The sequence below is a fragment of the Inquilinus sp. KBS0705 genome, from assembly GCA_005938025.2.
Taxonomy (GTDB): domain Bacteria; phylum Bacteroidota; class Bacteroidia; order Sphingobacteriales; family Sphingobacteriaceae; genus Mucilaginibacter.
Genome location: VCCI02000004.1, coordinates 292,194 through 318,802, shown reverse-complemented (window position 1 = coordinate 318,802; position 26,609 = coordinate 292,194). Strand labels below are relative to the sequence as shown.

Here is a 26,609-nt window from a genome sequence, read left to right as displayed (position 1 = left end):
ATTATGAGTACAGAAAAAAGAAACGCACTCGGCAAAGGGTTAAGCGCCTTGTTAAATGATTCGGCCAGCGTAAACCCTAATAAATACAGTAATACCAGTACTAAGGCCAGCCAGGTATCGGAGTTGGATAGCTTAGGATCGGTAAACGAGATACAGATAAGCGAGATAGAGGTAAACCCTTTTCAGCCGCGTACCGAATTTGATGAGCAGGCATTGGCCGATCTATCGGCCTCTATTAAACTGCAGGGCCTTATACAGCCTATTACAGTAAGGCGCGTAAACGCCCACTCGTACCAGTTAATATCGGGCGAACGCAGGCTGCGTGCCTCAAAACTGGCCGGACTTACGCAAATACCGGCTTATGTGCGCAGCGCCAACGACCAGCAAATGCTGGAAATGGCCCTTATAGAGAACATACAGCGCGAAGATCTGAACGCTATTGAGGTAGCCCTAAGCTTTCAGCGGATGATTGAGGAGCTAAGTCTTAAACAGGAAGAACTGGGCGATCGCGTAAGCAAAAACAGATCGACCGTTACCAACTACTTAAGGTTGTTAAAATTGCCGCCAACTATACAGGTATCCCTGCGCGATGGCGAAATTAGCATGGGCCATGCCAAGGCGCTATTGGCCGTTGACGACCCCGCTACGCAGCTATACATCCATCAGCAAATAGTTAAGCAGGGCCTGTCTGTACGTAAGGTAGAGGAACTGGTTAGAGATATACAGCGTGCCCCACAAAAAAAGGAAGGCAAACAGCCCGAAACGCTGTCTTTTCAGCTGCAAAAAATTCAGGACGACCTGCAATCAAAATTTAGCACCAGGGTAAAGCTTAAAGTTGGCGCGCAAGGCAATGGATCAATAGAAATTCCGTTCCTATCAGAAGATGATCTGGGCCGTATACTGGAAATGCTGGATTGGTAAACATGCTTAAAGCCTTTTTAACCGTATTTTTATTAAGTTTTGCTGCCATTACCCTGGCGCAAACACCCGATAGCTTAAAAAAAGATACGGTTATTACCAAAAAGGTTAACCCCGCGCCGGTTACCATGCCCAAAACATTTGCCCCGCCTGCAAAAAAGGAAAAGCAATACCACCCCGATAGTACGCATATACCCAGCCTTGCCGTAAAGCGGTCGTTAATGATACCCGGCTGGGGGCAGGTTTATAACCGCAAATATTGGAAAGTGCCGCTTGTTTATGCCGGCCTTGGCTCGTTGGCCTGGGTTATTGTGTATAACCAACAGTACTATAAAGAATTTTTGGCCCTGGCCCGCATTGTTAAAACAGGGAATGTGCCGGTAAAAGGTGGCTTGTATTATAACGATTATATAAAGTATAAGGCCGAATACGAAAAATATAACGGAGTGGGTTACCAGGCCCTTGCCGATGCATCAGACGGGTACCTGCGCAACCGCACTTTAGGTATGCTGGGTGTAATTGGCTTTTGGGGCATACAAGCCATTGATGCCTACATTGATGCCAAGTTTATTAATGCGTATACTGTTGATGATAACCTGTCGTTTAAAGTTACTCCCGGCCTTATAGGCCAGCCCATGTATGCTGCAAATTTTAGCAGTGCATTTATTCCGGCTATAAAAATTACCTTTACACTTTAATTAACCGCGTAGCTTATAATATTTTAATGAAGATCGCATTATTAGGGTACGGCAAAATGGGTAAGATCATCGAAAAGATAGCCCACGACCGCAAACACGAAATTGTTTTAAAGATAGATTACAGCAACCTGGAGGAGCTGACTACCGAAAACCTGCAAAAGGCCGATGTAGCCATTGAATTTAGCACCCCATCAACCGTTTTGGGTAACATTGAAAGCTGCTTTAAGGCAGGCGTACCTGTAGTGGTGGGCACTACCGGCTGGCACCACGAGCTGGCGCAGATAAAAGAACAATGCGAATACGGCAAAAGCTCGTTTATATACGCTACCAACTTTAGTGTTGGGGTAAACATATTTTTTCATGTAAACCGTATATTGGCCAAACTGATGAACAACTACCCTTATTACGATGTACAGGTAGAAGAAATTCATCATACCCAAAAGCTCGATTCGCCAAGCGGTACGGCTATTACCATTGCCGAGGGCATTATTGATAACCTGGATAGTAAAAAAGATTGGGTAAACGTTTTAAGCGGCGATGCCGTGGCAGATGACAACCTGGCCGCCAACCAGTTGTTGATAGAATCGCACCGTATTGATAGCGTGCCCGGCACCCATACCGTGATATACGACAGCGAGGTAGATACCATCGAGTTTAAGCACACTGCGCATAACCGTAATGGTTTTGCCTTGGGCGCGGTACTGGCTGCCGAATGGATAAAGGATAGAAAAGGCTTTTATTCTGTTGAAGATATGTTTGATTTTAATAAGTAATACATAATATTAAATAACTAATGAACTGGAAATTCTGGACCAAGAAGGATAAAGACAAAAGCAAAAAGAAAAGCGCGGGCCGCGAGTGGGCCGATGCCATTATTTTTGCTGTTATTGCCGCTACGCTTATACGCACCTTATTTATCGAAGCTTATACCATACCTACACCATCAATGGAACGCTCGCTTTTAGTAGGCGACTTTTTGTTTGTAAGCAAGGTAAACTACGGTGCCCGCACCCCCATGACACCTATTGCCTTCCCGTTTGCGCACCATACCATGCCGCTTATAAATACCAAGGCATATTGGGACGGATGGGAGCTGCCTTACTACCGCCTACCCGGTTTAAGCGAAGTTAAAAAGGGCGATGTAGTAGTGTTTAACTACCCAATGGAAGCCGATTCGCCTTTTTACCGCCCTGTTGATAAACGCGAAAATTATATAAAACGCTGCCAGGGTGCCCCCGGTGATACCCTGCGTTTAATAAACGCGCAAGTCTATATCAACGGTAAAGCCGCGCCAAACCCACCCGGCGAGCAAACCGATTACAGCATTGTTACCAATGGCATGGAAGTTAACCCCCAAATACTGCAGGACCTTGAAGTATCTAACTACGACAACGTAGCATCGCCAACGATGACCAAGGCTGCCGCGGCAGCTTTAAAAGGCTACTCTAACGTAAAATCTATCACCCCTAATACCAAAGCACCCGGTGTTGCCGATCCGTTTAACCCGGTTTTCCCGGCGGCTTACCCAAAATATAAGTTAGACCCCAAAAACAAGGATTTTGACTGGAACGTAGATAACTATGGTCCTATCATTATCCCTAAAAAAGGCTGGACGGTAAAACTGGATAGCCTAACCCTGCCTGTTTATGGCCGCGCCATTGAGGTTTACGAGGGCAACAAGCTACAGATAGTGAACGGCGAAGTGCTGATAAACGGCAAAAAAGCCGATAGCTACACCTTTAAAATGAACTATTACTGGATGATGGGCGATAACCGCCACGACTCGGCCGACTCGCGCTACTGGGGCTTTGTACCCGAAGACCACATAGTAGGCAAGGCCCTGTTCATCTGGATGAGCTGGGACGATAACGCATCCTTCCTTGGCAAAATACGCTGGAGCCGTATATTCAGGGGCATCCATTAAGGTATTTCGAATTTATGATATAATGTAGAGACGCGATACTTCGCGTCTCTTTTTGTTTTACCCGTACCTCCATTACAAATTTCGACATAAATATTAAAACATTTCGTGACACCGTTTTGTCACTAACTTTTTAGGCGGCCAATACCCTGGCAAATTCAAAAACCAAAATGATGGTTAGGATATATGGTTTTAAATTTTATATTAGTAAACCAGGGCACAACAAAAAAATGGAAAACCGCTAAGCAGCGTCTCAAAAATAAAGCAATAAAAAACAAAAAATCACACAGGGGAACGAATGAGGCTACTCGCCAATAAATTTCAGCCCTATTTGCCTGCGGGTCTCGTCTATCATCCCTATCATCTGCCGAGATAGTTGGTGCGTAATGATGGGGCTTTCCGTCTGCCCCGTTTTAATAAGATCGCAAAAATGGGCTATCTCGTAGTTGAGGCCCCCGGCGGTAAAGGGCTCATCTAACACTACGGTACGGCCATCTAAGTAGCTAATAGTGGCTTTGGCGGGGTTCCACCAGTTTTTGTGTATGGTAATATGTCCCAGTGTGCCGCATATTAAAGCATCGCCCTTGCCATGCAGGTCAAACCCGGCATAAAGCTGCGCATACCCACCCGTATGCAAGGTTTGAAACACCGCGAACATGTCAATAGGCATGCCGCTAAACCTGGCCATGGTTTGCACATCAAGGGTCTCGCCCAACCAGTCTATAGCTAAAAAGGCCTCGTATATGCCTATGCCCATCAGGCTGCCGCCGGCCAGTTCGTAGCTAAAGTTGGGGTGGTCGCGGCTTATATCCGCTACCGAGGATCCCGCCCTTACGTAACCCACAGGGCCAATAGGGTCGTGTTGTAGGTAGTCCTTCAGTTTGGTATACAAGGGGTAAAAGGGTGGTTTCATACCCTCCATAAAAAGCAGTCCGCTGGCTTTGGCTACGGCCAGTACCTCGTTTAACTGTAGCAGGTTAATAGTGGCGGGTTTCTCGCAAAGTACATGCTTGCCGGCGTTAAGGGCCTGTATGCTGTACGCGGCGTGGCTATCGGGTAGGGTGGCAATGTATACGGCGTCAATATCGCTGTTTAGCAGCTCGTTAACGCTGCTACAGGCCGCGCCGCCATATTGGGCAGTAAAAGCATCCACCGTCTCGGCCCTGCGCGACCACGAGGCTGTAAGCACGTTACCAGGCAAGGCTTGCAAACCCTGCATAAACCTATGCGCTATACGCCCGCAACCTATAATACCCCATTTGATCATTGTTATAATTGAATTAAAAAAGCCCCAAATCCCCAACTAATTGGCAGGGGACTTGAGACTTTAAACTTAAGGCTTTTACCTTAAAATTACTGGTATTGTATATAAATAGGGTAAGGCTTATAGCGTGATAAGACTTCTTCGGGTGTTAGCATGTGGTGTGGTGCCTTTTTGATATCGTTTTTATAAAACAGCTTAAAGCCTGTAAATTGTACCGGCTCCTGGTTTATAAAGTAGCGGTAGGTTCCGGTCTTCAGGTCGGGTTCGCCCCAGCCATCCATATCCATTACCACCTGTACTTCTGGGTGTAGTTTGATGTTTTTGTAGTTGGTTACCATCTTCTTGGTAAAGCGGTGAACCACTAATATCTTTGGCGGCAAACCATTCTTTTTAACAATACCAGCCAGGTAGTTACTTACAAAGTTAATATCGTCAGCATCGTAAGTGCCAATTTTTTTACCTGGTTTGGTACCATCCTTCATAGAAAACTCAGGGTCCATACCGAAGTGTACCTGTGGCATCTCTAAGTATTTCTCGAAAAGCGGCAATTCGGCACGTATGTTACTTAAGGCCACCTGTACATCTAAAAACACAATGGCATGGGCTTTTTTGGCTAATACCAATACGCTGTCTATCTGTTTAAACGGCATACGGTAACGATATTTGCCATCTTTACCACCATCGCCCTGGGCAACAACAGCAATGTAATGCAAGGCTGGTTGTACCGGGGTTTTAGGGTCGGCTTTTTCCCAATGCTTGACTTCGCTTTTTAGCTTGGCAAGCATTTCGTTTGGCGGCAATTCGCCCAGTATACCCATCTTTTTAGAGTATAGGTTACCATAAAATGCAACCACACGTTTGTAAGGCAATATAGCCCCGCCTAAAGGGTATGGGGTGTTTTTAACAGGCCATCTGCCGGTGGTATCCCCATGCGCATTAAATTTTAGTAACGAGTCGTACAGGGCTTTATCTGTTGGTGGGTAGTCTGATTTTTTTACGCTTAAGGTATCTGGCGCGTCCTCAGCTTTTGCTGTCGAAGTGGTGTCGCCGGGTTTTTTATCAGCGGTTTTATTACCGCTTTGGCTGCAACCGGTAAATACCGCTACTGCCATTAATATAACAAGGACCGGGAATAATGCTTTTTTAAATTTCATAGAAGTGCGTGGTGTGGCGTGGGTGTGATGTATTATCAGTTTATGTAAATTTTAATATATATGGTTAAATATAATGCTTGTAAAGATATAAACAGGGGGCAATAATCAGCTTTTATTTTTATAAAACTTTCCAAACACACCAAGGGGTAACTTAGGCCCTGCGGTAGCTTGCAGGTATAGTTCGCCTATCTCTAAATTCTCTACTTTTGGATAGGCCTGTTTGATCAAATTTTCGATAATAACCGATGAAAAGCCCAGTGAATAAGTGTTTAATATCAGAAAATGCTCCTCGGGGTCGAGTAGTTGCATTACATCGTTCATCATTTCGTTGATGTTATCTTCCAGCTTCCATTTTTCGCCATTGGGGCCGTTGCCATAGGCCGGCGGGTCTAAAATGATACCGTTATAGGTTTTGCCCCGTTTTACCTCGCGCTTTACAAATTTAAGGGCGTCCTCTACCATCCAGCGTATATCTTTTAGCCCCGATAACTCCTGATTTTCGTTGGCCCAGGTTACCACTTGTTTTATCGAGTCTACATGTGTGGTATCGGCACCGGCGGCCTTGGCAATTAACGATGCACCGCCTGTATAAGCAAACAGGTTAAGCACTTTAGGGGCAGGTGTTTTAAATCTTTTGATGTTATCAGATATGTAATCCCAGTTTACAGCTTGCTCCGGGAAGATGCCCAAATGCTTAAACGAGGTTAATCCTAACCTGAATTTGATAGCAACATCGTTGTTCTTGTATTCGATATGCCAGCGGTCGGGTGTTTTTTGGTCCTTTTTAACCCAATCGCCTGCGGTAGCGCTGCGGCCTTTAAATTTAATATGGTGCAGCTTTTGCCATTCAGCTTGTGGCAGGGCTTTGCTCCAAACGGCTTGTGGCTCGGGGCGTATAAGTATAATATTACCAAACCTCTCCAGTTTTTCAAAGTCGCCGCAATCAATCAGCTCGTAATCTTTCCAGTGGGTTGGGGTAAGCAGTTGGATCATGGGTGGAGGTAAGAGGTTAGCAATAAGAGATTAGTTATAAAGGCAACAAATATAGGAATTACGATTTTACTAATCTCTAATCACCAATCAACTAATCACTAAAGTTTACTCTTGGCTGCCTGCATAAACTTGCTGGCAAATACAAAGTCGTTAAGCTCTTTGTTATCGGTTTTAGCAATTTCTTTATTAGTGCCTTCCCACCATTTTTGCCCCTGGTGTAAAAATATGATATGGTCGCCTATACCCATTACCGAATTCATATCGTGGGTAACAACAACGGTTGTCATCTCATACTCGGTGGTTAGTTCATGTATTAGTTCATCTATCAGGATAGATGTTTTTGGATCGAGGCCCGAGTTGGGTTCATCAACAAACAAGTATTTTGGCTGCATGGATATAGCGCGGGCTATGCCTACACGTTTTTTCATACCACCCGATAGTTCGGCCGGGTAAAGCTTGTTTTTATCTTTAAGGTTCACCCTCTCCAGGCAAAAATTAGCGCGGTCTAGTTTTTCAGCTCGCGATTGCTGGGTGAAAAGATTAAGCGGGAACATGATATTTTCCTCTACGGTCATCGAATCGAATAGCGCCGAGTTTTGAAAAAGCATACCAATTTGTGTGCGTATGGGCACACGTTCGGTAAAGTCCATTTTTGTAAAGTTCTCATTCTCAAAAAACACTTCTCCTTTGGTTGGTTCGTGCAGGCCCACAATGCATTTAAGCAAGGTAGTTTTACCTGAGCCCGAGCCACCAATTATCAAGTTATTTTTACCTGTTTGGAAAGTAGCAGTGATGCCTTTTAACACATCATTATCACCAAAGGTTTTATAAATATCTTTAGCTTCGATCATAACATTAAACTGGTGATCATAAGGTCAGCAAATAATATCCATACGCAGCTAAAAACCACACCCGAAGTAGCCGACTGGCCAACCTCTAATGCACCGCCTGATGTATAAAAGCCCTGGTAAGAGCATATAGAAGCGATGATAAAGCCGAATACTGTAGCCTTAACTAAGGCCACACGTACGGTAAGTCCGTCAAAGCCATCGTTAACACCCATAATGTAGTCGGCAGGTGATATAGCACCGGTTACAAAGCAGGCAATATAACCACCTGTGATGCCTAACATGATAGATATAACCACCAGCATGGGCACCATTGTAACACTTGCTATTATCTTAGGCGATATCAGATACCCCGGCGCATTAACACCCATTATTTCCAGCGCGTCTATCTGCTCGGTAACACGCATGGTACCAATTTGCGATGCAAAGTTGGAGCCGATACGGCCGGCTAATACTAATGACGATATGGTGGGGCTAAATTCCAGGATGTTTGAATCGCGCGAGATACTGCCGGCAATACTGCGTGGTACCAATGGGCTTGATAACTGAAAAGCTACCTGTATAGTGGTTGCCGCGCCAATAAATAACGATATAATGCTGATAATACCCAACGAGCCAATACCAACGGATACCATTTCGCGCATTACTTCGGCCCAGTAAACACTGAATTTTTCGGGCTTTTTAAAACTTAAACGCAGTAAGAGTATATATTTTCCTAAGCTATCAAACATTACTTGTGTTAAATTCGGTTAAAAATACATTTTTAATTTTAAGCTTTACTGCCAGATACAATTGAATTACTTTTAATAACAACATAATATATGAAAAACGCCCTTATTACCGGCGCCACCAAAGGCATTGGCCGTGCTGTTTCAATCGCTTTTGCTAAACAAGGAATAAACCTGGCAATTTGTTCGCGCAATGAGAAAGAATTATTTGAATTTGAGCAAGAGCTGCGCGCCATTAACCCCAAAATTGAGGTTGCTGCCACCATTGCCGACTGTAGTAAGCGCGACGAAGTAATAAATTTTGCCGAATTCACCGAGAAAAAGCTGGGTTTCGTCGGTATTATTGTGAATAATGTGGGTATGTACAAGCATGTTTCTATACTTAACGATAGCGAAGATTCTTTCCAAAAACAGATAGATACTAACCTTATGCCGGCCTACGAACTGTACCGTTTCTTCGGTAAAAGTATGGTTTCTGTCGGTGAAGGGCATATATTCAATATATGCTCTGTTGCGGCTATAAACCCTATACCCGAGGCAGGTATGTATAGTGTAACTAAATATGCACTTTTAGGTCTTAATAAGGTAATGAGGCTCGAGATGCAGGGACACAATGTTAAGGTAACAGCAATAATCCCGGGGTCAACATTAACAGATTCGTGGAAGGGCATTGAGGTTGATAAAAACACAATGGTGCTCCCCGAAGATATCGCATCGGCAATTGTAAACATTTATAATATGAGCGCCGGTGCCAATGTTGACGAAATGATTATTAAACCTGCACCGGGCCAAGTATAAAAAAACACATTTAAACTATACTAAAATGGAAAAGAAACTTTACAGAGACGAACACCGCAAAATGATTGGTGGCGTTTGCGCAGGATTAGCCGATTACTTTGGCATTGATGTATCAATTGTACGGGTAATTTTTTTACTATCAATGATACTTAAAGGTGTTGGCTTTGTACCTTATATAGTTTTATGGATAGTATTACCAAAACGTAGTACTTTGCTGGGCAATGGCTTTAACAAACCCGGTTTTAATCCAAACTTTAATACCCCTGGTTATACCCCCGGTGTAGATTATACCATCCCGCCACCAAACGCACCCGGCCAGCCATTTATGTATACTGCGCCAAAAAAATCATCATCAAGTGCAGGTATTGTTTTCGGCGTGGTACTTATCGTATTAGGATCAATATTCCTGCTTGATCAGTTCGACTTTTTGCCCGACCTGGATTTTGATAAACTGTGGCCTGTAGTATTAGTTGCAGTAGGTGCAACGCTTATTTTTACCGGCCAAAAGAAAGAGCCATGGAAAGAACAAGACTGGAAAGCAACCACTACAACCGAACCTGTAGACGATAGCCTGAAAGCAGATAAAACACAAGAGCACAATAACGATAACCCTACAACTATATAGTCATGAAAAACGAAAAAATTGTACCAGGCCTTATCCTGGTTGGAATAGGCACCTTGTTTTTATTAGATAATTACAACGTGATTGATTTTCACTGGAGCAACCTATGGCATCTATGGCCGGTGTTTTTAATAATGGGTGGTGTAAACCTGGTATTGGCCAATAACAAAGCCGTATGGGCAACCATAGTAAAAATAAGCGTTGTAGTATTGTGTTTTGGCGTGTTGATATTTGCCCGTACAGAAAACCACTGGTCCTCGTGGGACAACTACAACTTTCATTACAACGATGACGACGACGATGATGACAGCGATACTACCCAACGCGGCAGCGGTATTGTTAAAATAGAAGGCAACAGCACCTTTACCGAGCCCTTTAATGCGGCGGTTACTTTTGCAAAGCTAAATGTAAGCGGCGGCGGTACCGTGTATAAATTGCAGGATACCACAAGCAATTTGTTTGATGCTACCACCAAGGAGTTTTATAACAAATATGAGTATACTAAAACTATGGACGGAACAACCCCGGTTTTAAACCTGCGCATGAAAAAGAACAACGGCGGCCATTTTGATTTTGGTGACAAAAAAGGCAATACAGCCAATATAAAACTAAATACCAGGCCGGAGTGGGAAGTAAACATTGATGCCGGCGCTACAGAGTTAGATTTTGACCTGTCGCCGTATAAGATCAGAAATTTGACCATCAATGGTGGTGCTGCATCCTTCCATGTTAAATTAGGGCAGCCAATAGCATCAACCGTTGTTGAAGTTAAAACAGGCGTATCTGAAGTGTTAATAAAGGTGCCTGCTAATGCAGCGTGCCGTATCACTTCCGATTCGGGTTTATCATCAAGTACTTTTGATGGTTTTGATAAAAAGGATGATAACAGCTACCAAACCCCTGGTTTTGATGCCGCAAAAAACAAGATCGAAATTCACATGAAGGGCGGCTTGTCTGACTTTAAAGTACAGAAATATTAATTTTTAGCCGGAAGGTTTAGCGTAATGTTTAGCTTTGATAATTATGCAACCTTCCGGTAATAGTATAACCCAACCCAATAGCCAATACATACTGGTAATAAACGGCAAGCCTGAAGGCCCGTTTACTATTGCTGAGTTAAAAGAAAGAAAGATAAAACCAGGGGATTTTGTTAAGACCCCCGAAATGGACGATTATAAAGAAGCCCATGAAGTTGCCGAACTACGGCAACTTTTTGGCTTTAGAAAGCAGCCCCAGCCACTGCAATATTTTGGCAGTTTTGACCAGCGCCTGCTGGCAACCGTTATAGATTGGCTGATAGTATCGGCAGGGTTTATAATTGTTGGGTTTACAGCCGTATATGTTATTGAGGATAAAACAATACGGCTCATCATCAGTGCAAGTATATTGGTGTTGATACCCATAGCCCGGCTCATTTACAACGTAGTAATGGAAAGCGGCCCGCAGCAAGGTACTTATGGCAAGCAATTGCTTAAAATAAAAGTATGCGATATATATGCCGAAAGGATAACCTGGGGTAATGCGCTTGGCCGCAATGTAGCCAAACTGCTATCGCTACTACCGCTTTTTATAGGTTATTTAATGGCCTTTTTCACCAAAAAGCAACAATGCCTGCACGATATGATGGCCAACACTGTGGTAATTAAAGATAGGCTGGACGGATATTAAGTTTGCAGCAGGCGGTTTGCAATAAGCAGTATTTGCAAACCGCCTGCTGCAAACCGTTAACTGATTATATCGCGTCAGATAACGAGCTAAAGGTAAAGTCCCTGATACGCATAGGCGGTATTAAGGCACTTTGGCCGCTTTCGCCGCTCACTGTGCGCTCGGTCTTACCTAAAGCATCCAGGTTGTTTAGCATGATTACAGGGCTCTCGTTAAACCTAAAGTTTTTTATCGGGAATTTGATCTGCCCGTTCTCAATATAAAAAGTACCATCGCGGGTTAGGCCGGTAAATAGTAGAGTTTGCGGGTCAACCGGTCGTATGTACCACAGGCGGGTAACTAATATGCCTTTTTCGGTGCCTTTTATCAGTTCCTCCAGGCTTTGTGTGCCGCCATCCATAATTATACCGCTCGGGTATGGAATTGGCTGTACGCCCTTCTTTTGAGCCCAAAAACGCGAGTAGTTTAAATTCTTCACCACACCTTTTTCTATCCAGCTCCTTTTTACCTGTGGCTGGCCATCGCCGCTCCAAACGCTGGTTGGCAACTCCGGGTGCGATGGGTCTGAATAGATGTTTATTCTTTCATCAACCATTTTTTCGCCCAGGCGGGTTTTACCGCCGGGTTTGCTTAAAAAGCTGCGACCCTCGTCGGCGCTGCGTGCGTCAAGACTGCCGTATAATTGTTCTAACAATACAATACCCGCCGCTGGTTCCAGTATAACGGTATACTTACCCGGCTCCAATGCTTTGGCATTGGTAGACCCTGCAGACTTTTTGGCTGCTATTTTGGTTAACGCAAGGGTATCTAACTTGCTTACATCATTATAATCTTTGGTAACATAGCCCGATCCCTGGCTATCGGCCGTGCGTAGTGTTGCCGAAAAATTAATATCAGTAGAGGTATTATAGGCAAATAACCCCTTACAGTTCATTAAGGCGCTAAAGCCCGAGCTGTTTTGTAAAAAGCCGGCAGCGGTAAGCTTATTTTCTTTTGATACGTTAAGGCTTTGCTCAACCATGCTGGTGCGTTGCGCCGGTGTTAAGGCAGCCGTTTCGGATACAAATGTTTTGGTTGGCGCGCTATAGGTTTGCGGGCCTAAAAATGGCATGTATTCCGGGTTTTCAGGTGCCAGTTTAGCTAATTCTTCCGAGCGCTTTACCGCGCTTGAAATTGCTTCGTCGGTATAATCGTTAAGCGTAACAATGCCCAGCTTTTTGCCAAATGCCGATGAAATGGCCATGCTGGTACTGCTTATAGCACCACTGGTTGATACGGCATTGCGTGCATAACGTATATTGGCCGAGTCGGACCCGCTAAGGTTTATTTCACACTCGTCGGCTTTTGAATAGCTGAGCGCTTTTTTCATTATTGCGCGGCATTCATCTTCAGTTAAAATAGCCATATCTTTAAATTTTTCTTGCTGTGTTAATTACGTTAACCCCGTTAAAACGGGCTGTTGATGAACCATGCGATACCGCGCTTGCCTGCATTGGCTGGCCCTTGCCGTCAAAGAACGATCCGCCCAGGCGGTAATCATTTTTATCGCAAACGGCCGTGCACGAGTTCCAGAATTCCTGGGTATTGGCCTGGTAAGCTACATCATTTAGCATGCCCACTATTTTACCATTCTTTATCTCGTAATACATTTGTCCGCTAAACTGGAAGTTGTAGCGTTGCTGATCGATCGAGAAAGAGCTATCGCCTATAATGTAAATGCCTTTTTCTACATTTTTAATCATATCAGCAGGGCTCATGGTTTCTTTACCCGGTTGCAGCGATATGTTTGGCATGCGCTGAAACTGGACATCCTGCCAGCTTTGCGAGTAGCAGCAGCCCTGCGACTCTTTAAGGCCGATAATATGCGCCTGATCGCGGATGGCCTGGTAGTTAACCAGTACACCCTCTTTAATAATATCCCATTGTTTGGTACCTACGCCTTCGTCATCGTAACCTACTGCCCCAAGCGAGCCTGGTTGCAGCTTATCGGCTACAATATTTACGTGGCTGCTGCCAAATTTAAAATTGCCCGATTTCCACTTATCCAGCGTTAAAAAACTGGTGCCGGCAAAGTTAGCCTCGTAACCCAGCACGCGGTCAAGTTCTGATGGGTGGCCTACCGATTCGTGAATGGTTAACCACAAGTGGCTTGGGTCGAGCACCAGGTCGTATTTGCCAGGTTCAACGCTTTTTGCTTTTAGTTTTTCGGCGGCCTGCAAAGCGGCTGCACCGGCATCTTCCAGCATATCGTACCGGTCGCGGTAAAGGGTGGTCTGGCTTTTAATTTTATCACTTTCGCGGGGCATCAGGTATTCGTAGCCCATGCCGCGCGGCGCGCTTAACGAGCTGCGGGTTTCAAACTTGCCGCTTTTCTCGTCTATTTTGGTAACGCCGAATACCGGCCAAATGCGATGAATATCCTGATCGATGTACGAGCCATCGGTTGAGGCAAAGTATTTTTGCTCGTTCACCAAAAACAGCACCGAGTTAACATAGTTGGCGCCGTTTTTAAAGGCAGCATCGTTAACAGACAGCAGCAGGTCGGTTTTGTCCTTCATCGGCACCTCAAAGGCATTCTTTTCGATGGGGGTTTTCCAGCTTACTTCGCCATAACCTTTTTGCGGGGCCAGTTGTACAGGCTCCAGTTGCAGGCGGGCGTTTTCTTTAGCTATGGCAACGGCGGTTTCGGCAGCGCGTGCAATGCTGTCGTTATCCAGCTTGTCGGTAGCGGCAAAGCCCCAACAGCCGTTGGCAATAACGCGTATACCCATCCCGTACGATTCGGTATCCACAATGTTCTCGATGTTTTTATCGCGTGTTACCACAAACTGGTTTAGGTAGCGGCCAAGGCGCGCATCAGTATAGGTGGCACCTTTTGAGCGTGCAGCGTTAAGGGCAACATCGGCCATGCGCTTTTTAATGGCTACATCAACATCGCGCAAGGCGGTGCCGTGCATAACCGGCGATCCTGCAGCAGTAAACCTGCTGAGCATGGAAGCGCTGATGCCCATGCCGGTTAGGTAAAGGAAATCTTTTCTTTTCAATGCAGTATGATTATTTGCCTAATATAACGATATACAGGCATGTTTAAAAACAATTTACCGGTTGCGAATAATAATGTAGGTTTTGGCCCATTGGTCGTGCCAGGCCTGTTTATGCGAGTCCCAAAGCACAGCCAGATAGCCAATTAGTAAAACCGAGCCCGATATAAATTTACCAATGTTGCGTAAAAACGCGCGGCCAATGCTTAGCCGTTGCCCGTCTGCATTTACAACTATTAATTTGAACAGTTTTTTACCCAGGCTTCCCTGCAATGCCGAAGCTTCGCAAACAGCATGGTAAATAGCCAGTATCACAAAGCTTATCAGGTTAAATTTTAGCAGTAGCAGCATATCGGCAGTGGTGGTTGTGCTGGTTAGCATACGGTCGTAAGCTTCTTTTACACCCGGGGGCCTTATAAACGATAGCGGGTAAGACAGCAATAAAGAATCGACTATGTAAGCCATAAAGCGCCACCAAAAACTAGCGAGGTTATCATCTGTAGGGAAGTATACACCATTGGCCTCAAAGTATTCGAATAGTTCGGGCAGGTCTGCTGCTTTTTGCCATCCGTCATACTCCGGCGACAATATCAGCGTATCAACCCGCAGGTCCATTTGTATCAGCTCGTGTAAGCTAAAGGGGCCTGTGTGTTCGCCGTTTTTTTGGATGTAGTATTCGTTTTCCATTTATATAAACTTACGCGGTAAATATAGCGCATACACCCATCACGAGTTCATGGCGTATACAATAATATTTACCCCGAATTTAGTATTGTCTTCAGCTAAAAAGCGCTTGTTCCTGAAATCGTAATCCCATTCGCAGCCGTAATCTTTACTGCTATACAACACGCCAATGCGGCCGTTTATTTCAATCGCCTTTAAATAATCGTGCACCAGGTCGTCGCCCCAGCCGTTAAGCTCAAAGGTAGTAGTAGGCGGGCCCTTATCAAATTTAAAAAACGAGTGATAGATAGCGTGGTTATTAGGTATCTTTTTTAAAGCGTTAGGCCCAAACAAGGCAGCCATTTGCGCCTCGAATGATTTGGCAAAAAGCCCGTCGATATCGTGGTTGCAATCGTCAACAAAAACAAAACCGCCGTTTTGCACATACTTTTTAAAGTTGGCTTTTTCCTTGGTATCAAATTGCACAAGCTTGTGGCCGCTTAAATAAAGGAATGGCGCTGTAAAAATATCATCACTGCTTAGCGGTATTACCTTTTCGTGCGGGTCGATGGGTATAGTGGTATATTCCAGCAACGAATTAAGGATGTTGGATGGCATCCGCTGATCGGTGTCCCAATCGCCGCTGTGGTAGCTTAACCTTGTAAAAGTAAATTTTGCACCGTATGCCATCTGCTTACAAAACTCTAAAATTAGGATAAAATTTTTGCCTGGCTGATGAATTAAACTGAACAAGTTGTAAAGTTTTAGATACTTTATTGAGTTTTTGATAAAAAAGCATGGTATTTAGTTAAAAGGGTAATATCTTGTGAGTGGATTTTACGCAGTGTATTACCGGCGGGTAGACTCACCCCGCCGACGCTTCGCTGGGCGACCCTCTCTCCGCTTTGCGGAAAGAGGGCAAGAAAAAGAACCTCCTCTTTGCGCGTAGCGAAGAGAGGGGGGCAGGGGGTGAGTAGATTAAAGCTGCAAATAAATAAACGAATATTACATTGGAACTTACCGAAGAGAACATAAAAGACCTGCTTGCCAAACTGCCCCGGCTAAAAACCGAGATACAAAAGGTAATTGTTGGGCAGGATGCTATACTTGACGAACTGCTGGTAGCCTTTTTAGCCGGAGGGCACTGCCTGCTGGAAGGGGTGCCGGGCTTGGCAAAAACACTCATTGTTAAAACCATGTCGCAGGCTTTGCACCTGGCGTTTCGTCGTATACAGTTTACACCCGACCTGATGCCAACGGATATTATTGGCACCGAGATATTGGAAGAAGACCATGCCACCGGCAAACGTTTCTTCAAATTCAACAAAGGCCCTTTGTTTGCCAATATTATACTGGCCGACGAGATAAACCGTACGCCTCCCAAAACGCAATCGGCATTACTGGAAGCCATGCAGGAGTTTGAGGTAACTTATGGCGGCCAAACTTATTCCTTGGATAAGCCGTTTTTTATATTAGCTACGCAAAACCCGATTGAGCAGGCCGGTACCTATCCCTTACCCGAGGCGCAGCTGGACAGGTTTTTACTGCTGATAAAAATTGGCTACCCCAGCGAGCAGGAAGAGTTTGCGATATTAAACCGAACCACAGGCTCGGCAAAAGCCGATGTACAGGCGGTTATAACAGCCGAAGAAATTATACAGGCCCAGGCATTGGTAAGGCAGGTAAGTATTAACGAGGACCTTACCCGCTACGTAAGCAGTATGATACGCGCTACCCGCCCGGATACGACAACTATTAACTATGTAAAAGAATGGGTGCGTTGGGGTGCCGGTCCACGCGCAGGGCAGGCATTAATTTTAACCGCCAAAGCAAGGGCTTTGCTTAAAGGCAGGTACACCGTTTTAATGGAAGATATACATGCTATGGCCCCTGCTGTATTAAGGCACCGCATACTAATGAATTTTAAAGCCGAAGCCGAGGGCATTGATGCTGATAAAGTAACCGCCGAACTGATAAAGGTAACAGCGCGCAAAGGCTCACTTTAAGCTGGCGGCAGGACAAATCTAAAATCGTACATCTAAAATCTAAGATCTATCGTGCTTGACCCCAAAGTATTAATGACCATTAAGGATTTGCCATTGCTGGCGAAAACGGTTATTGATGGCTTTATGAATGGCTTTAACAAAAGCACCGTAAAGGGCCCCGGCCTGGAATTTAGCCAGTACCGCAGCTACCAGCCCGGCGACGACCTGCGCTGGCTGGATTGGCGCATGTTTGCCCGCAGCGACAGGTATTATATCCGCGAGTCGGAGATAGAGACCAGCATATCCGTGCGGTTTTTGGTAGATGCCAGCGCATCTATGAACCACGATGATAATGGGGTAAAGAAGATAGATTATGCCCGCTTTTTGGCGGCATCGCTGGCCTACCTGGCCAATTTGCAGGGCGACTCGGTAGCATTGAACATATTTAAAGATGGCGAGCTTTTTACTACCCCATCCAAACCCGACCCACAGCATTTGCAGCGCCTGTTTTATCATCTGCAACAGGTAGACCCTGCCGGCGCGTTTACTAAACCGGTGCATTATAAAGAATTGTTTGCCGGTACGGGGCGTAAAGAGCTATTGGTTTTTATAACGGATATGTACCAGGCCGATGGAGAGATAAATGCCTTGCTCAATTCTTTGTCGGCTTTAAAACACGAGATCATCGTGTTTCATTTAATGGGGCAAAACGAACTGGATTTTGACTTTAAGGGCTTTACCACACTTGAAGACCTGGAGAGCGGTGAAACCATACAAGTAAATACCCAGCGTGCTAAAGATACCTATACCGAAAAGTTACAGGAGCATTTGGCAACTATTAAAAGTACATTGTTAGGCAAACGCATAGCTTATCGCATGATAAGTACTGCCGAACCGCTGGATGAAGCCCTTAGAAGCTTTTTAGTGCAAAGGAAGAAAGGGTTTAATTAGGCGTATGCAGTTTTTATTTCCCATATGGTTGTCAGCACTTGCCGCTTTAAGTATCCCGGTAATTATACACCTGTGGAATATAAGGCCGGGTAAAACCTTGAAGGTTGGCAGTATATCGCTAATTACCGAGGCATCTAAAATCAGCAGTCGCAGCTTTAAAATACAGGATATATTATTGTTAATGTTGCGTTGCCTTTTACTGGCTTTGTTGGCCCTGTTTTTGTCTGCACCGGTTTGGCAAAGCTACCTGTCGAATAAAAATATTAAGGGCTGGGTGCTTATACCAAAGGAAAACTTTAAACAGAGCTATCAAAAGTTTAAACCGACAATAGATTCGCTTACGGCGGCCGGGTATGAATTTCATTACTTTAACCAGGGCTTCACAAAGGCCGATATAAAAAAGCTGCTCACAGATACTTTAGCAGCCGATACCACCACAACAGCTAATTATTGGAGCCTAATCAGCAGGTTGAATACCAAATTATCACCGGCAAGGCGGGTGTATGTGTTTACGCCCAACAACCTTGGTCACTTTACAGGCAGCAAACCGGCGGTATCGTTAAACCTGCAATGGCGAACGTACACGCCTACAGATTCCACAAGTAAGTGGGTAGCTGCTATAGCCAATACCGGGACCAATACCCGCAAGGTTACCTATGGTAACAGCAACCCGCAGGCCGTTTATTTTACAGAACAAAGCTTGCCAAATGGACAGGAAATTAAGATAGACCAAAATGAAATTGTTGTACCCGATACCAGCACCTTAAAAATTGCCATTTATACCAATAAGTATGCTGTTGATGCGCATTACCTAATGGCTGCTTTAACAGCTGCGGTAAATTTTACGGGACAAAGGGCAATTATTAAACAATACACGCAAGCCGACCAGATACCCGCCGGGCAAAATTGGTTGTTTTGGCTATCGGAACAGGCGGTGAGCGAGCGGTTGAAAAGCGGGAATATCTTCACCTATGTTAATGGCAAGGCAAATACAGTTAACACAAGTATAAATACGCAAAACGCCCATGTTGCTTTATTTAAGAGAGTAGCAGCAACTGATAAAAACGGGTTTATTTTAACGGATGGTTTTGGCAACGCGGTGCTAAGTTTAAAACAGCAGCCTAAAGTAAATATCTACCACTTTTACACCCATTTTAACCCGCTGTGGACCGACCTGGTTTGGGGTGAGGATTTCCCCAAAATCATATTAAAGCTAATTGATAACCAGGTTTACAGCCAACCCATAAGATACGACCAACGAATATTAAGCACCCAACAAATACAGCCCAATATTTCGGGGAAGGGAGAATCGCCGGCATTGACAGCAAAAACAGAGCAAACAGATGTGTCTAAATATTTTTGGCTGGCATTAGTGCTGGTATTTATAGCCGAGCGTTTATTATCGCATAAAACTAAACCGATTACCAATGGCTAAGCAGGGCATACATATTATACAAGGCCTGCGCCGCCGCTATATGATATGGCAGGTAGTGGCCGATGTGCTGCTGGCCTTATCTGCTGCGCTAATAGCCGGAGCTTTGCTGTTTTATGTATTTGGGGTATCGCCATTTTGGGCTTTGGTGATAGGGGTTGCGATGCTTATTGTACTACTGGCTATCCATCAGCCCTGGCATATAAGCAATAAAAACATAGCCAGTTTTTTAAACAGCCAATACCCCGAATTGCAGGAAAGCAGCGACCTGATACTTTTACCGCCAACCGAATTAAACGTTTTACAGACCTTAGCACTTAACCAAGCCGAGCATACTTTAAGCGGAATAGATATTAGCCATAAGCCATTTACTAAACGCTTATGGCCCGCATTATTATTATTGGCAGTAGCTGTAATGGCGGTAATTGCATTGGTAAAATTTTACCCCAAAGCGCATGTTTACTATGGTAAAGATGGCAAGGTTATCCCATACACACCGCCCAATCAACCCGAAGTAGTTTTGCCGCAGGTTGATGGTGTGGAGCTATCTATTACTCCACCGGCCTACACCGGCAGGGCAAAGCACACCCAGGATAAGTTTAACATGGTGGCCGAAGAAGGTGCCGTGGCCAACTGGCAAATTAAAACCAACATTGCCATAAAAAGTGCATGGTTACTGTTTAACGATAACGAACGCATTGCTTTAACCCCGCGCGACGGGCACAAGCTTTGGGTAGCGCAAAAAATCATTGCCAGGCCCTGCTTTTACCAGGTGAGTATTGATGGCAAACTGTCCGACCTTTACCAGGTACAGGTAATAAAAGATGCGCCGCCTATACTGCACATTAAAACGCCTAAGCCCTATACCTATATTGATGCGGGCGAAACGCAGCAGGTTAATATCAGCACCTCGCTTAATGATGATTACGGCATTGCTGATGCCTTAATAGTAGCCACCGTGGCTAAAGGCAAAGGCGAAGGGGTGAAGTTTAAGGAGTATAAAATTAACTTCCCGGCGAGTTTTAGCGAACGTGGTACGCAATACAATGTACAAAAGTTGGTAAGTCTGCCTGCATTAAATATGGAACCCGGCGACGAACTGTATTTTTATGTACAGGCGCATGACACGCACCAACAGCTAAGTCGTACCGATGTATACACCGTGAGTATACAAGATACCGCCGCGCTGCTAAGTATGGATGGTATTTTAACAGGATCTAATTTAAAACCTGAGTTTTTTAGGAGCGAGCGGCAAATTATTATTGATGCCGAGCAATTGATAAAGGAGAAGGACACCATCAGTGTACAAAAGTTTAACAACCGCAGCAACGATCTGGGTATCGACCAAAAACTATTACGCCTGCGCTATGGCAAATTTTTAGGCGAAGAGGGCGAAGACAAAATAGGTTCGCCGGATGCAGGACCTGCCGACCCTGCCGATTTTAGCAATGCCACCAAGATATTAAAGGAATACACCGACGACCACGACAATGCTGCCGACGCAAGTTTTTTTGAACCTGCCATTAAGGCCCAGCTAAAAGCTACCCTTACCGAAATGTGGAAAGCCGAATTGCAATTGCGTTTGTACAAGCCGCAGGCGGCACTGCCATTTGCTTACAAGGCCCTGCGTTTGTTAAAAGACCTGCAGCAAAAGTCCCGCTCCTTTGTGGCCAAAACATCCTATAACCCGCCGCCGCTAAAAATGGAAAAACGCCTGAGCGGCGAACTGGATAAAATTATTGAACCCCTAAACCGGCAGGATATAAAACCCGGCGCTGATGAGCAGGATGCACTTAAAAAAGCGGTTAATGTTTTAGAAGGATTAAAGATAGACCCGGTTTTAAAAGCAACAGACAGCCGCGTTTTGCAATTGGCCAACCAGCAACTGGCTGCAAAGGCATCTGCCGAGCCGGGTATCTACCTAACATCGTTAAGCGCTATGCGCAGGATATTGGCAGCACAAAAAGCTAACGCTTACGCTAACGATATTGATATAGTGGAGCGTGCCATACAAAAGACGCTTAATCCCGCGAAGAATACCCCTTCCGCTGATGCAAGCGCGACGGATATGGGCCTGTCTGAACAATACTATAAAAACCTTAAACAGGCCAAACCATGATAGCGAACTTTACATACATAGTTTGCATCATCTGCCTGTTACTGGCAGGGTTTTTTACCTGGATGGAGTACAAGCGCGCTGTAAAGGCAAATCTACTTTGGCGCTTATTGTCGGTGCTTGTGGCAGCAGCATGTTTAGCTTGTATAGCTTTGCCGCTAAGCTATCATACCCAACAAAGCATTTCAGCTACACGTAAAACTATATTACTCACACCCGGCTTTGCTACAGATAGTTTAAAGGATATAGCCAAAGCCCTAACATTGGATAAAGAAATTAAAAAGGCGTACCCCAAAGTGCAGCTTATAAGCGGTGCCGACGAAATTGATACTACACGGGCTTTAGATGTATATGGTTATGGCTTAAAACCCGTCGAGTTAAAACAGTTGAACGCGTTGCCCCTTGCTTTTCATCCCTCGGCCATACCTGCAGGGGTAAGCCATATAAGCTGGAACAAAGCCATAAAAGCCGGCGAAGACTTAATTGTACAAGGAACCTATAATAATCCATCGACACAAAAGGTAAAGCTGCTATTGAAAGGATTAAATACCGTATTGGCAACTGCGGTTATTAACCCGGGCGGGCAATCGTCTTTTACATTAAGTACACAGCCTAAAACAACCGGTAAGGTGGTTTATACACTGCAAGCGGTTATGGGCAACGATACCATTACGCAGGGAGATGTGCCGGTACAAATAATACCGGTAAAGCCACTAAAAATACTAATGCTAACCGCATCACCCGATTTTGAGACCCGCTTTTTAAAGAACTGGCTAAGCGAAAATGGTTATGCGGTTGCTTTGCGGTCGGCTATAAGTAAGGGTAAGTTCAATACCGAATACATCAATACAGAGCAACTTAACTTAAACAGCCTGTCGCCCGCCACGCTTAATAAATTTGATGTGGTATTGGGCGATCTGTCGGTGATAACAGCCCTAAGCGTCGCCGAAAGCGCGGTACTCAAACAACAAATTGCCGATAAAGGCTTAGGCTTAATTGTTCGTGCGGATAGTATCGGCAAAGCATCATGGTTGCAAAAGGATTTCCCTGTAGATAGGCCATCGGGTAAAGAGCCTGTGCCATCGTATATTAAAATAGCAGGTAAAAAAAGCAATTCAGATAAATTAAATACAGGCCCGGCGCATATTATTTACCGAGATGGCACACAGCCTATAGCAGAGGGGACGCGTGGAGATATTTTAGCAAACAGTACAATTTTAGGTTCGGGCAAAATAGTGTTTACTACGCTTAACAACACTTTTAGCTGGATGCTGGCGGGCAATAAAATGGATTACTCGGCATTATGGTCGACCCTCATTAGCAAAGCAGCGCGTAAGGATGGAGATAAACCAAATAAATTGAGCTTCCAAACACTGCCGCTCGTTGATGAACCGGTAGATATATCCGTAACGCAAAGCGAATTTGCACCGGTTGTTATTAATGGCGAGAGCACCCCTATTGCACAAAACCCCAATATTCCCTTTGAGTGGACCGCCACTTACTGGCCATCTGCCAAAGGCTGGCAGGAATTAAAGCAGGGCGATAAAACCATTTGGTGGTATGCATATCATAAACAGGATTGGCCGGGCGTTCAGGCGGCAGAAAGACTATCGGCAACAACCAAATACGCGGCAGCCCATACGGCAAATACTATTGTAACAAAACAGATACAGCAAAAAGTACAGATTGCTGTGCCGAAAATATATTTTTATATCCTGCTGCTGGCAGCGTGTACTTTCTTATGGATAGAAACTAAGTTTTCATTATAAATTGGAGGATAAACTTTGAGAAGAAGAGATTTTATTTATTTATCAGGTATGGGCGCAGGGGCCATGATGCTCCCGTCGATACCAGGCTTTGGCAAAAACATCGATCAGCAGCAGGCGCTGGAGTATGTGGACGTCCGCATTAAAAAGGAACTGGCCGATGCCGGGTTAAACGCCGCAAAATCTGCCGGGGCCAGCTATGCCGATGTGCGCATAGGCCGCTACCTTAACCAGTTTGTAATCACCCGCGAAAACCGGGTAACCAACGTAGCCAACACCGAATCTTATGGGGTGGGTATACGTGTTATAGCCAATGGTTGCTGGGGCTTTGCCGCGTCAAACGATGTTACAAAGACGGGTATTGCCAAAACAGCGCAGCGAGCGGTTGCCGTTGCAAAGGCCAATGCTAAATTGGGCAGCGCGCCGGTACAACTGGCACCACAAAAGGGCTACGGCGAAGTAAGCTGGAAAACACCTATCGAAAAGAATGCCTTTGAAGTGCCTATTAAAGAAAAGGTTGACCTGCTGCTTGGCGCTAATGCGGTTGCCATGGGTGGGGGAGCAAACTTTGTAAATTCTACCATTTTTGCGGTAAATGAGCAAAAGTACTTTGCCTCAACCGATGGCTCCTACATCGACCAGGATATACACCGATTTTACCCGAGCTTTACGGTAACTAAAATAGACCCATCAAAAGGTTCGTTTGAAACGCGCCGTTCGTTAAGCTCGCCGGTGGGCATGAGCTACGAGTATTTGAACGCCTCGCCGGCCGAAACGGTTGGCGGTGTTACACCGCGCTATAAAAACCGGTACGATATGATGGAAGATATCAAGTTTGCTACCAAACAAGCCGGAGAAAAACTGACCGCAAAATCTGTAGACCCGGGTAAATACGATCTGGTGCTTGATCCAAGTCATCTTTGGCTAACCATCCACGAATCGGTGGGACACCCTACCGAGCTTGACCGTGTGTTGGGCTACGAGGCCAACTTTGCCGGTACCAGTTTTTTAACGCTGGATAAATGGAAATCGGGCAATTTTGAGTTTGGCAGCAAGCAGGTAAACATTGTGGGCGACAAAACCCAGGTAGGTTCGCTTGGTGCTGTTGGTTATGATGATGAAGGTGTGGGTACCAAAAAATGGGATATCATAAAAGATGGCATACTGGTAAATTACCAGGCCATTCGCGACCAGGCACATATTATCGGCCTTAAAGAATCGCAGGGCTGCTGCTATGCACAAAGCTGGCAGGATGTGCAATTTCAGCGCATGCCAAACGTATCGTTACAGCCGGGTAAAACCCCGCTGAGTGTTGATGATATGATCAAAAATGTAGAGAAAGGTATCTATATCATTGGCGACGGATCTTTCTCTATCGATCAGCAGCGTTATAACTTCCAGTTTGGCGGGCAGTTGTTTTACGAGATAAAAGACGGTAAAATAGTGGGTATGCTAAATGATGTAGCCTACCAGGCCAATACCCGCGAGTTTTGGAACTCGTGCACGCAGGTTTGCGATAAGAACGATTACCGCCTGGGCGGCGCGTTTAACGATGGTAAGGGCCAGCCAAGCCAAAGCAGCGCGGTATCGCATGGTGCATCAACAGCAAGATTTAACGGAGTTAATGTAATTAACACAAAAAGAAAGATCGGATAACAATATGCCTATATATACAAAAGAACAAGCACAGGCTTTATTAAAGAAAGTGCTTAGCTATTCAAAAGCCGACGAGTGTGAAGTAGGCCTTAGCGGCAGCGAGGGCGGCAACGTTCGCTATGCTTTAAACGCGGTTTCAACCGCGGGCGATATTAGTACGGTAGGTTTATCGGTAACATCGGTTTACGGCAAAAAGGCAGGCTCGGCCACTATTGATGAGTTTGACGATGCCGCTTTGGAGCGCGTGGTGCGCCGATCAGAAGAGCTGGCACAGCTGGCTCCCGAAAACTCGGAGTATATGCCTATGCTTGGCCAAAGCGAGTTTAAGGAATCTATCACCTACAATGCCAATACCGCTGGTATGACACCCGATAGCCGTGCCGAAATGGTGGGCAAAAGTTTAGCAGTAGCCAAAGAAGCCAAATTGAACGCAGCGGGCTTTTTAGAGAACTCGACAGGGTTTTACGCGGTAATGAACTCTAAAGGTTTGTTTGCCTATAACAAAAGCAGCGATGTTACCTTTTCGGTTACCTTGCGTAACGATGCCGGCACCGGCTCGGGCTATGCAGCGCGTGGTTTTACAGATGTAAGCAAATTAGATACCGCATCAGCCACCCGTGTGGCTGCCATGAAAGCAAATGGTTCGGTAGGTGCAAAGGCTATTGAGCCGGGTAAATACATGGTGATATTAGAGCCAGTTGCAGCTACCTACATGCTGGAGAATATGTTTCGCTTTGATGCCCGCAGCGCCGAAGAAGGCCGCAGCTTTTTAAGTAAAAAAGGCGGCGGCACCCGTTTGGGCGAGCAATTGGTAGACCCTAAAGTGAACATCTATTCTGATCCCTTTAACCCCGACCTGCCTGGCGCAACCTGGGGCGGCGATGGTTTGCCACGCGAAAAAACCATGTGGATTGATAAAGGGGTGGTAAAAAACTTATCGTACTCACGTTTTTGGGCGCAAAAAAAGGGTGTAGCACCGGTACCCGGCCCAAGCAATATTATTATGGATGGCGGCGATGCCACATTGGAAGAGTTAATAAAAAGCACCGAACGGGGCATACTGGTGTCGCGCCTGTGGTATATCCGTATGGTCGACCCGCAATCGCTGCTGCTAACAGGCCTCACCCGTGATGGTACGTTTTATATCGAGAACGGAAAGATCATGTTCCCTGTTAAAAACTTCAGGTTTAACGAGAGCCCGGTTATTATGCTGAACAACCTGGAAGCCCTAGGTAAGCAGGAGCGCAGCATCAGTGTAGAAAGCTACCGCAGCTACCTGATACCGCCTATGAAAATACGCGACTTTACCTTTAGTTCGTTATCAGACGCGGTTTAATCTGCGCTAATTATAATTAAACGCCGTTGATTATCAACGGCGTTTTTTGTTTCT

24 protein-coding genes are annotated in these 26,609 nt (G+C 45.2%); 15 read left to right on the top strand and 9 right to left on the bottom strand.

Annotation, left to right across the window (positions count from 1 at the left end; all coding sequences use genetic code 11):
- Genes FFF34_018110 through lepB form a run of 4 tightly spaced genes read left to right on the top strand, consistent with a single transcriptional unit; the run spans position 1 to position 3,540 of the window.
- Positions 1-921, top strand: coding sequence for a ParB/RepB/Spo0J family partition protein (locus FFF34_018110; GenBank protein TSD63506.1), 921 nt, complete (start codon positions 1-3; stop codon positions 919-921).
- A 2-nt stretch (positions 922-923) separates the two neighbouring features.
- Positions 924-1,616 (top strand): hypothetical protein, encoded by a 693-nt coding sequence (locus FFF34_018105; protein ID TSD63505.1) that lies wholly within the window; start codon positions 924-926, stop codon positions 1,614-1,616.
- A gap of 26 nt (positions 1,617-1,642) precedes the next feature.
- Positions 1,643-2,389 carry a 4-hydroxy-tetrahydrodipicolinate reductase gene (gene dapB / locus FFF34_018100; protein ID TSD63504.1) on the top strand — a complete coding sequence of 249 codons (747 nt, stop codon included), beginning with the start codon at positions 1,643-1,645 and terminating at the stop codon, positions 2,387-2,389.
- 20 nt (positions 2,390-2,409) lie between these two features.
- Positions 2,410-3,540 carry a signal peptidase I gene (lepB, locus tag FFF34_018095; protein TSD63503.1) on the top strand — a complete coding sequence of 377 codons (1,131 nt, stop codon included), beginning with the start codon at positions 2,410-2,412 and terminating at the stop codon, positions 3,538-3,540.
- A gap of 301 nt (positions 3,541-3,841) precedes the next feature.
- Here the strand turns inward: lepB and FFF34_018090 are convergent, their stop codons facing one another.
- From FFF34_018090 to FFF34_018070, 5 genes are all read right to left on the bottom strand, one after another.
- A complete protein-coding gene (locus FFF34_018090) occupies positions 3,842-4,804 on the bottom strand; it encodes a Gfo/Idh/MocA family oxidoreductase (GenBank protein TSD63502.1) in 963 nt (320 codons plus the stop codon).
- A gap of 86 nt (positions 4,805-4,890) precedes the next feature.
- Positions 4,891-5,955 carry a hypothetical protein gene (locus FFF34_018085; protein TSD63501.1) on the bottom strand — a complete coding sequence of 355 codons (1,065 nt, stop codon included), beginning with the start codon at positions 5,953-5,955 and terminating at the stop codon, positions 4,891-4,893.
- Positions 5,956-6,060: 105 nt separating this feature from the next.
- Positions 6,061-6,948 (bottom strand): oxidoreductase, encoded by an 888-nt coding sequence (locus FFF34_018080; GenBank protein TSD63500.1) that lies wholly within the window; start codon positions 6,946-6,948, stop codon positions 6,061-6,063.
- Between the two features lie 98 nt (positions 6,949-7,046).
- The gene (locus FFF34_018075) at positions 7,047-7,799 is read right to left on the bottom strand and encodes an ATP-binding cassette domain-containing protein (protein TSD63499.1); all 753 of its coding nucleotides are present in this window, start codon (positions 7,797-7,799) and stop codon (positions 7,047-7,049) included.
- Positions 7,796-8,527: an ABC transporter permease gene (locus tag FFF34_018070; protein ID TSD63498.1), complete on the bottom strand. Its 732-nt coding sequence runs from the start codon at positions 8,525-8,527 to the stop codon at positions 7,796-7,798. The genes FFF34_018075 and FFF34_018070 overlap by 4 nt, the downstream gene beginning before the upstream one ends.
- Before the next feature lie 90 nt (positions 8,528-8,617).
- Here FFF34_018070 and FFF34_018065 point away from each other — a divergent pair, with 90 nt between their 5' ends.
- From FFF34_018065 to FFF34_018050, 4 genes are read left to right on the top strand one after another with little or no spacing between them, the layout of a single operon-like run.
- Positions 8,618-9,322 (top strand): SDR family oxidoreductase, encoded by a 705-nt coding sequence (locus tag FFF34_018065; protein ID TSD63497.1) that lies wholly within the window; start codon positions 8,618-8,620, stop codon positions 9,320-9,322.
- Positions 9,323-9,347: 25 nt separating this feature from the next.
- Positions 9,348-9,947 carry a PspC domain-containing protein gene (locus FFF34_018060; protein ID TSD63496.1) on the top strand — a complete coding sequence of 200 codons (600 nt, stop codon included), beginning with the start codon at positions 9,348-9,350 and terminating at the stop codon, positions 9,945-9,947.
- A 2-nt stretch (positions 9,948-9,949) separates the two neighbouring features.
- A complete protein-coding gene (locus tag FFF34_018055) occupies positions 9,950-10,924 on the top strand; it encodes a hypothetical protein (GenBank protein ID TSD63495.1) in 975 nt (324 codons plus the stop codon).
- 43 nt (positions 10,925-10,967) lie between these two features.
- On the top strand, positions 10,968-11,612 hold the full coding sequence (locus tag FFF34_018050) for an RDD family protein (protein ID TSD63494.1): 645 nt from the start codon (positions 10,968-10,970) through the stop codon (positions 11,610-11,612).
- 64 nt (positions 11,613-11,676) lie between these two features.
- Here FFF34_018050 and FFF34_018045 read toward each other — a convergent pair whose 3' ends face one another.
- The 4 genes from FFF34_018045 to FFF34_018030 are packed head-to-tail and all read right to left on the bottom strand — an operon-like array spanning position 11,677 to position 16,003.
- Positions 11,677-13,014 carry a TldD/PmbA family protein gene (locus FFF34_018045; protein ID TSD63493.1) on the bottom strand — a complete coding sequence of 446 codons (1,338 nt, stop codon included), beginning with the start codon at positions 13,012-13,014 and terminating at the stop codon, positions 11,677-11,679.
- 4 nt (positions 13,015-13,018) lie between these two features.
- On the bottom strand, positions 13,019-14,653 hold the full coding sequence (locus FFF34_018040) for a TldD/PmbA family protein (protein TSD63492.1): 1,635 nt from the start codon (positions 14,651-14,653) through the stop codon (positions 13,019-13,021).
- Positions 14,654-14,707: 54 nt separating this feature from the next.
- Complete coding sequence (locus FFF34_018035) at positions 14,708-15,337, bottom strand: RDD family protein (protein TSD63491.1); 630 nt, start codon at positions 15,335-15,337, stop codon at positions 14,708-14,710.
- Positions 15,338-15,376: 39 nt separating this feature from the next.
- Positions 15,377-16,003, bottom strand: a complete 627-nt coding sequence (locus FFF34_018030; GenBank protein TSD63490.1) for a DUF4159 domain-containing protein — start codon at positions 16,001-16,003, stop codon at positions 15,377-15,379.
- Positions 16,004-16,323: 320 nt separating this feature from the next.
- On the opposite strand from FFF34_018030, the gene FFF34_018025 reads away from it, so the two are divergent.
- The 7 genes from FFF34_018025 (at position 16,324) to FFF34_017995 (ending at position 26,555) form a co-directional block, all read left to right on the top strand.
- Positions 16,324-17,319: a MoxR family ATPase gene (locus FFF34_018025; GenBank protein TSD63489.1), complete on the top strand. Its 996-nt coding sequence runs from the start codon at positions 16,324-16,326 to the stop codon at positions 17,317-17,319.
- Between the two features lie 72 nt (positions 17,320-17,391).
- Positions 17,392-18,249, top strand: coding sequence for a DUF58 domain-containing protein (locus FFF34_018020; protein TSD63488.1), 858 nt, complete (start codon positions 17,392-17,394; stop codon positions 18,247-18,249).
- 4 nt (positions 18,250-18,253) lie between these two features.
- On the top strand, positions 18,254-19,684 hold the full coding sequence (locus FFF34_018015; protein ID TSD63487.1) for a hypothetical protein: 1,431 nt from the start codon (positions 18,254-18,256) through the stop codon (positions 19,682-19,684).
- Complete coding sequence (locus FFF34_018010) at positions 19,677-21,800, top strand: hypothetical protein (GenBank protein ID TSD63486.1); 2,124 nt, start codon at positions 19,677-19,679, stop codon at positions 21,798-21,800. The genes FFF34_018015 and FFF34_018010 overlap by 8 nt, the downstream gene beginning before the upstream one ends.
- Positions 21,797-23,566, top strand: a complete 1,770-nt coding sequence (locus FFF34_018005) for a hypothetical protein (GenBank protein ID TSD63485.1) — start codon at positions 21,797-21,799, stop codon at positions 23,564-23,566. Before FFF34_018010 ends, FFF34_018005 begins: the two co-directional genes overlap by 4 nt.
- A 15-nt stretch (positions 23,567-23,581) precedes the next feature.
- On the top strand, positions 23,582-25,219 hold the full coding sequence (locus FFF34_018000) for a TldD/PmbA family protein (GenBank protein ID TSD63484.1): 1,638 nt from the start codon (positions 23,582-23,584) through the stop codon (positions 25,217-25,219).
- 4 nt (positions 25,220-25,223) lie between these two features.
- Positions 25,224-26,555 carry a TldD/PmbA family protein gene (locus FFF34_017995; GenBank protein ID TSD63483.1) on the top strand — a complete coding sequence of 444 codons (1,332 nt, stop codon included), beginning with the start codon at positions 25,224-25,226 and terminating at the stop codon, positions 26,553-26,555.
- Positions 26,556-26,609: the final 54 nt, after the last annotated feature.

Coding starts and splice junctions, on each gene's coding strand:
- FFF34_018105 (TSD63505.1), top strand. CDS start 924: ATGCTTAAAGCCTTTTTAACCGTATTTTTATTAAGTTTTGCTGCCATT.
- dapB (TSD63504.1), top strand. CDS start 1,643: ATGAAGATCGCATTATTAGGGTACGGCAAAATGGGTAAGATCATCGAA.
- lepB (TSD63503.1), top strand. CDS start 2,410: ATGAACTGGAAATTCTGGACCAAGAAGGATAAAGACAAAAGCAAAAAG.
- FFF34_018090 (TSD63502.1), bottom strand. CDS start 4,804: ATGATCAAATGGGGTATTATAGGTTGCGGGCGTATAGCGCATAGGTTT.
- FFF34_018085 (TSD63501.1), bottom strand. CDS start 5,955: ATGAAATTTAAAAAAGCATTATTCCCGGTCCTTGTTATATTAATGGCA.
- FFF34_018080 (TSD63500.1), bottom strand. CDS start 6,948: ATGATCCAACTGCTTACCCCAACCCACTGGAAAGATTACGAGCTGATT.
- FFF34_018075 (TSD63499.1), bottom strand. CDS start 7,799: ATGATCGAAGCTAAAGATATTTATAAAACCTTTGGTGATAATGATGTG.
- FFF34_018070 (TSD63498.1), bottom strand. CDS start 8,527: ATGTTTGATAGCTTAGGAAAATATATACTCTTACTGCGTTTAAGTTTT.
- FFF34_018065 (TSD63497.1), top strand. CDS start 8,618: ATGAAAAACGCCCTTATTACCGGCGCCACCAAAGGCATTGGCCGTGCT.
- FFF34_018060 (TSD63496.1), top strand. CDS start 9,348: ATGGAAAAGAAACTTTACAGAGACGAACACCGCAAAATGATTGGTGGC.
- FFF34_018055 (TSD63495.1), top strand. CDS start 9,950: ATGAAAAACGAAAAAATTGTACCAGGCCTTATCCTGGTTGGAATAGGC.
- FFF34_018050 (TSD63494.1), top strand. CDS start 10,968: ATGCAACCTTCCGGTAATAGTATAACCCAACCCAATAGCCAATACATA.
- FFF34_018045 (TSD63493.1), bottom strand. CDS start 13,014: ATGGCTATTTTAACTGAAGATGAATGCCGCGCAATAATGAAAAAAGCG.
- FFF34_018035 (TSD63491.1), bottom strand. CDS start 15,337: ATGGAAAACGAATACTACATCCAAAAAAACGGCGAACACACAGGCCCC.
- FFF34_018030 (TSD63490.1), bottom strand. CDS start 16,003: ATGGCATACGGTGCAAAATTTACTTTTACAAGGTTAAGCTACCACAGC.
- FFF34_018020 (TSD63488.1), top strand. CDS start 17,392: ATGACCATTAAGGATTTGCCATTGCTGGCGAAAACGGTTATTGATGGC.
- FFF34_018015 (TSD63487.1), top strand. CDS start 18,254: ATGCAGTTTTTATTTCCCATATGGTTGTCAGCACTTGCCGCTTTAAGT.
- FFF34_018010 (TSD63486.1), top strand. CDS start 19,677: ATGGCTAAGCAGGGCATACATATTATACAAGGCCTGCGCCGCCGCTAT.
- FFF34_018005 (TSD63485.1), top strand. CDS start 21,797: ATGATAGCGAACTTTACATACATAGTTTGCATCATCTGCCTGTTACTG.
- FFF34_017995 (TSD63483.1), top strand. CDS start 25,224: ATGCCTATATATACAAAAGAACAAGCACAGGCTTTATTAAAGAAAGTG.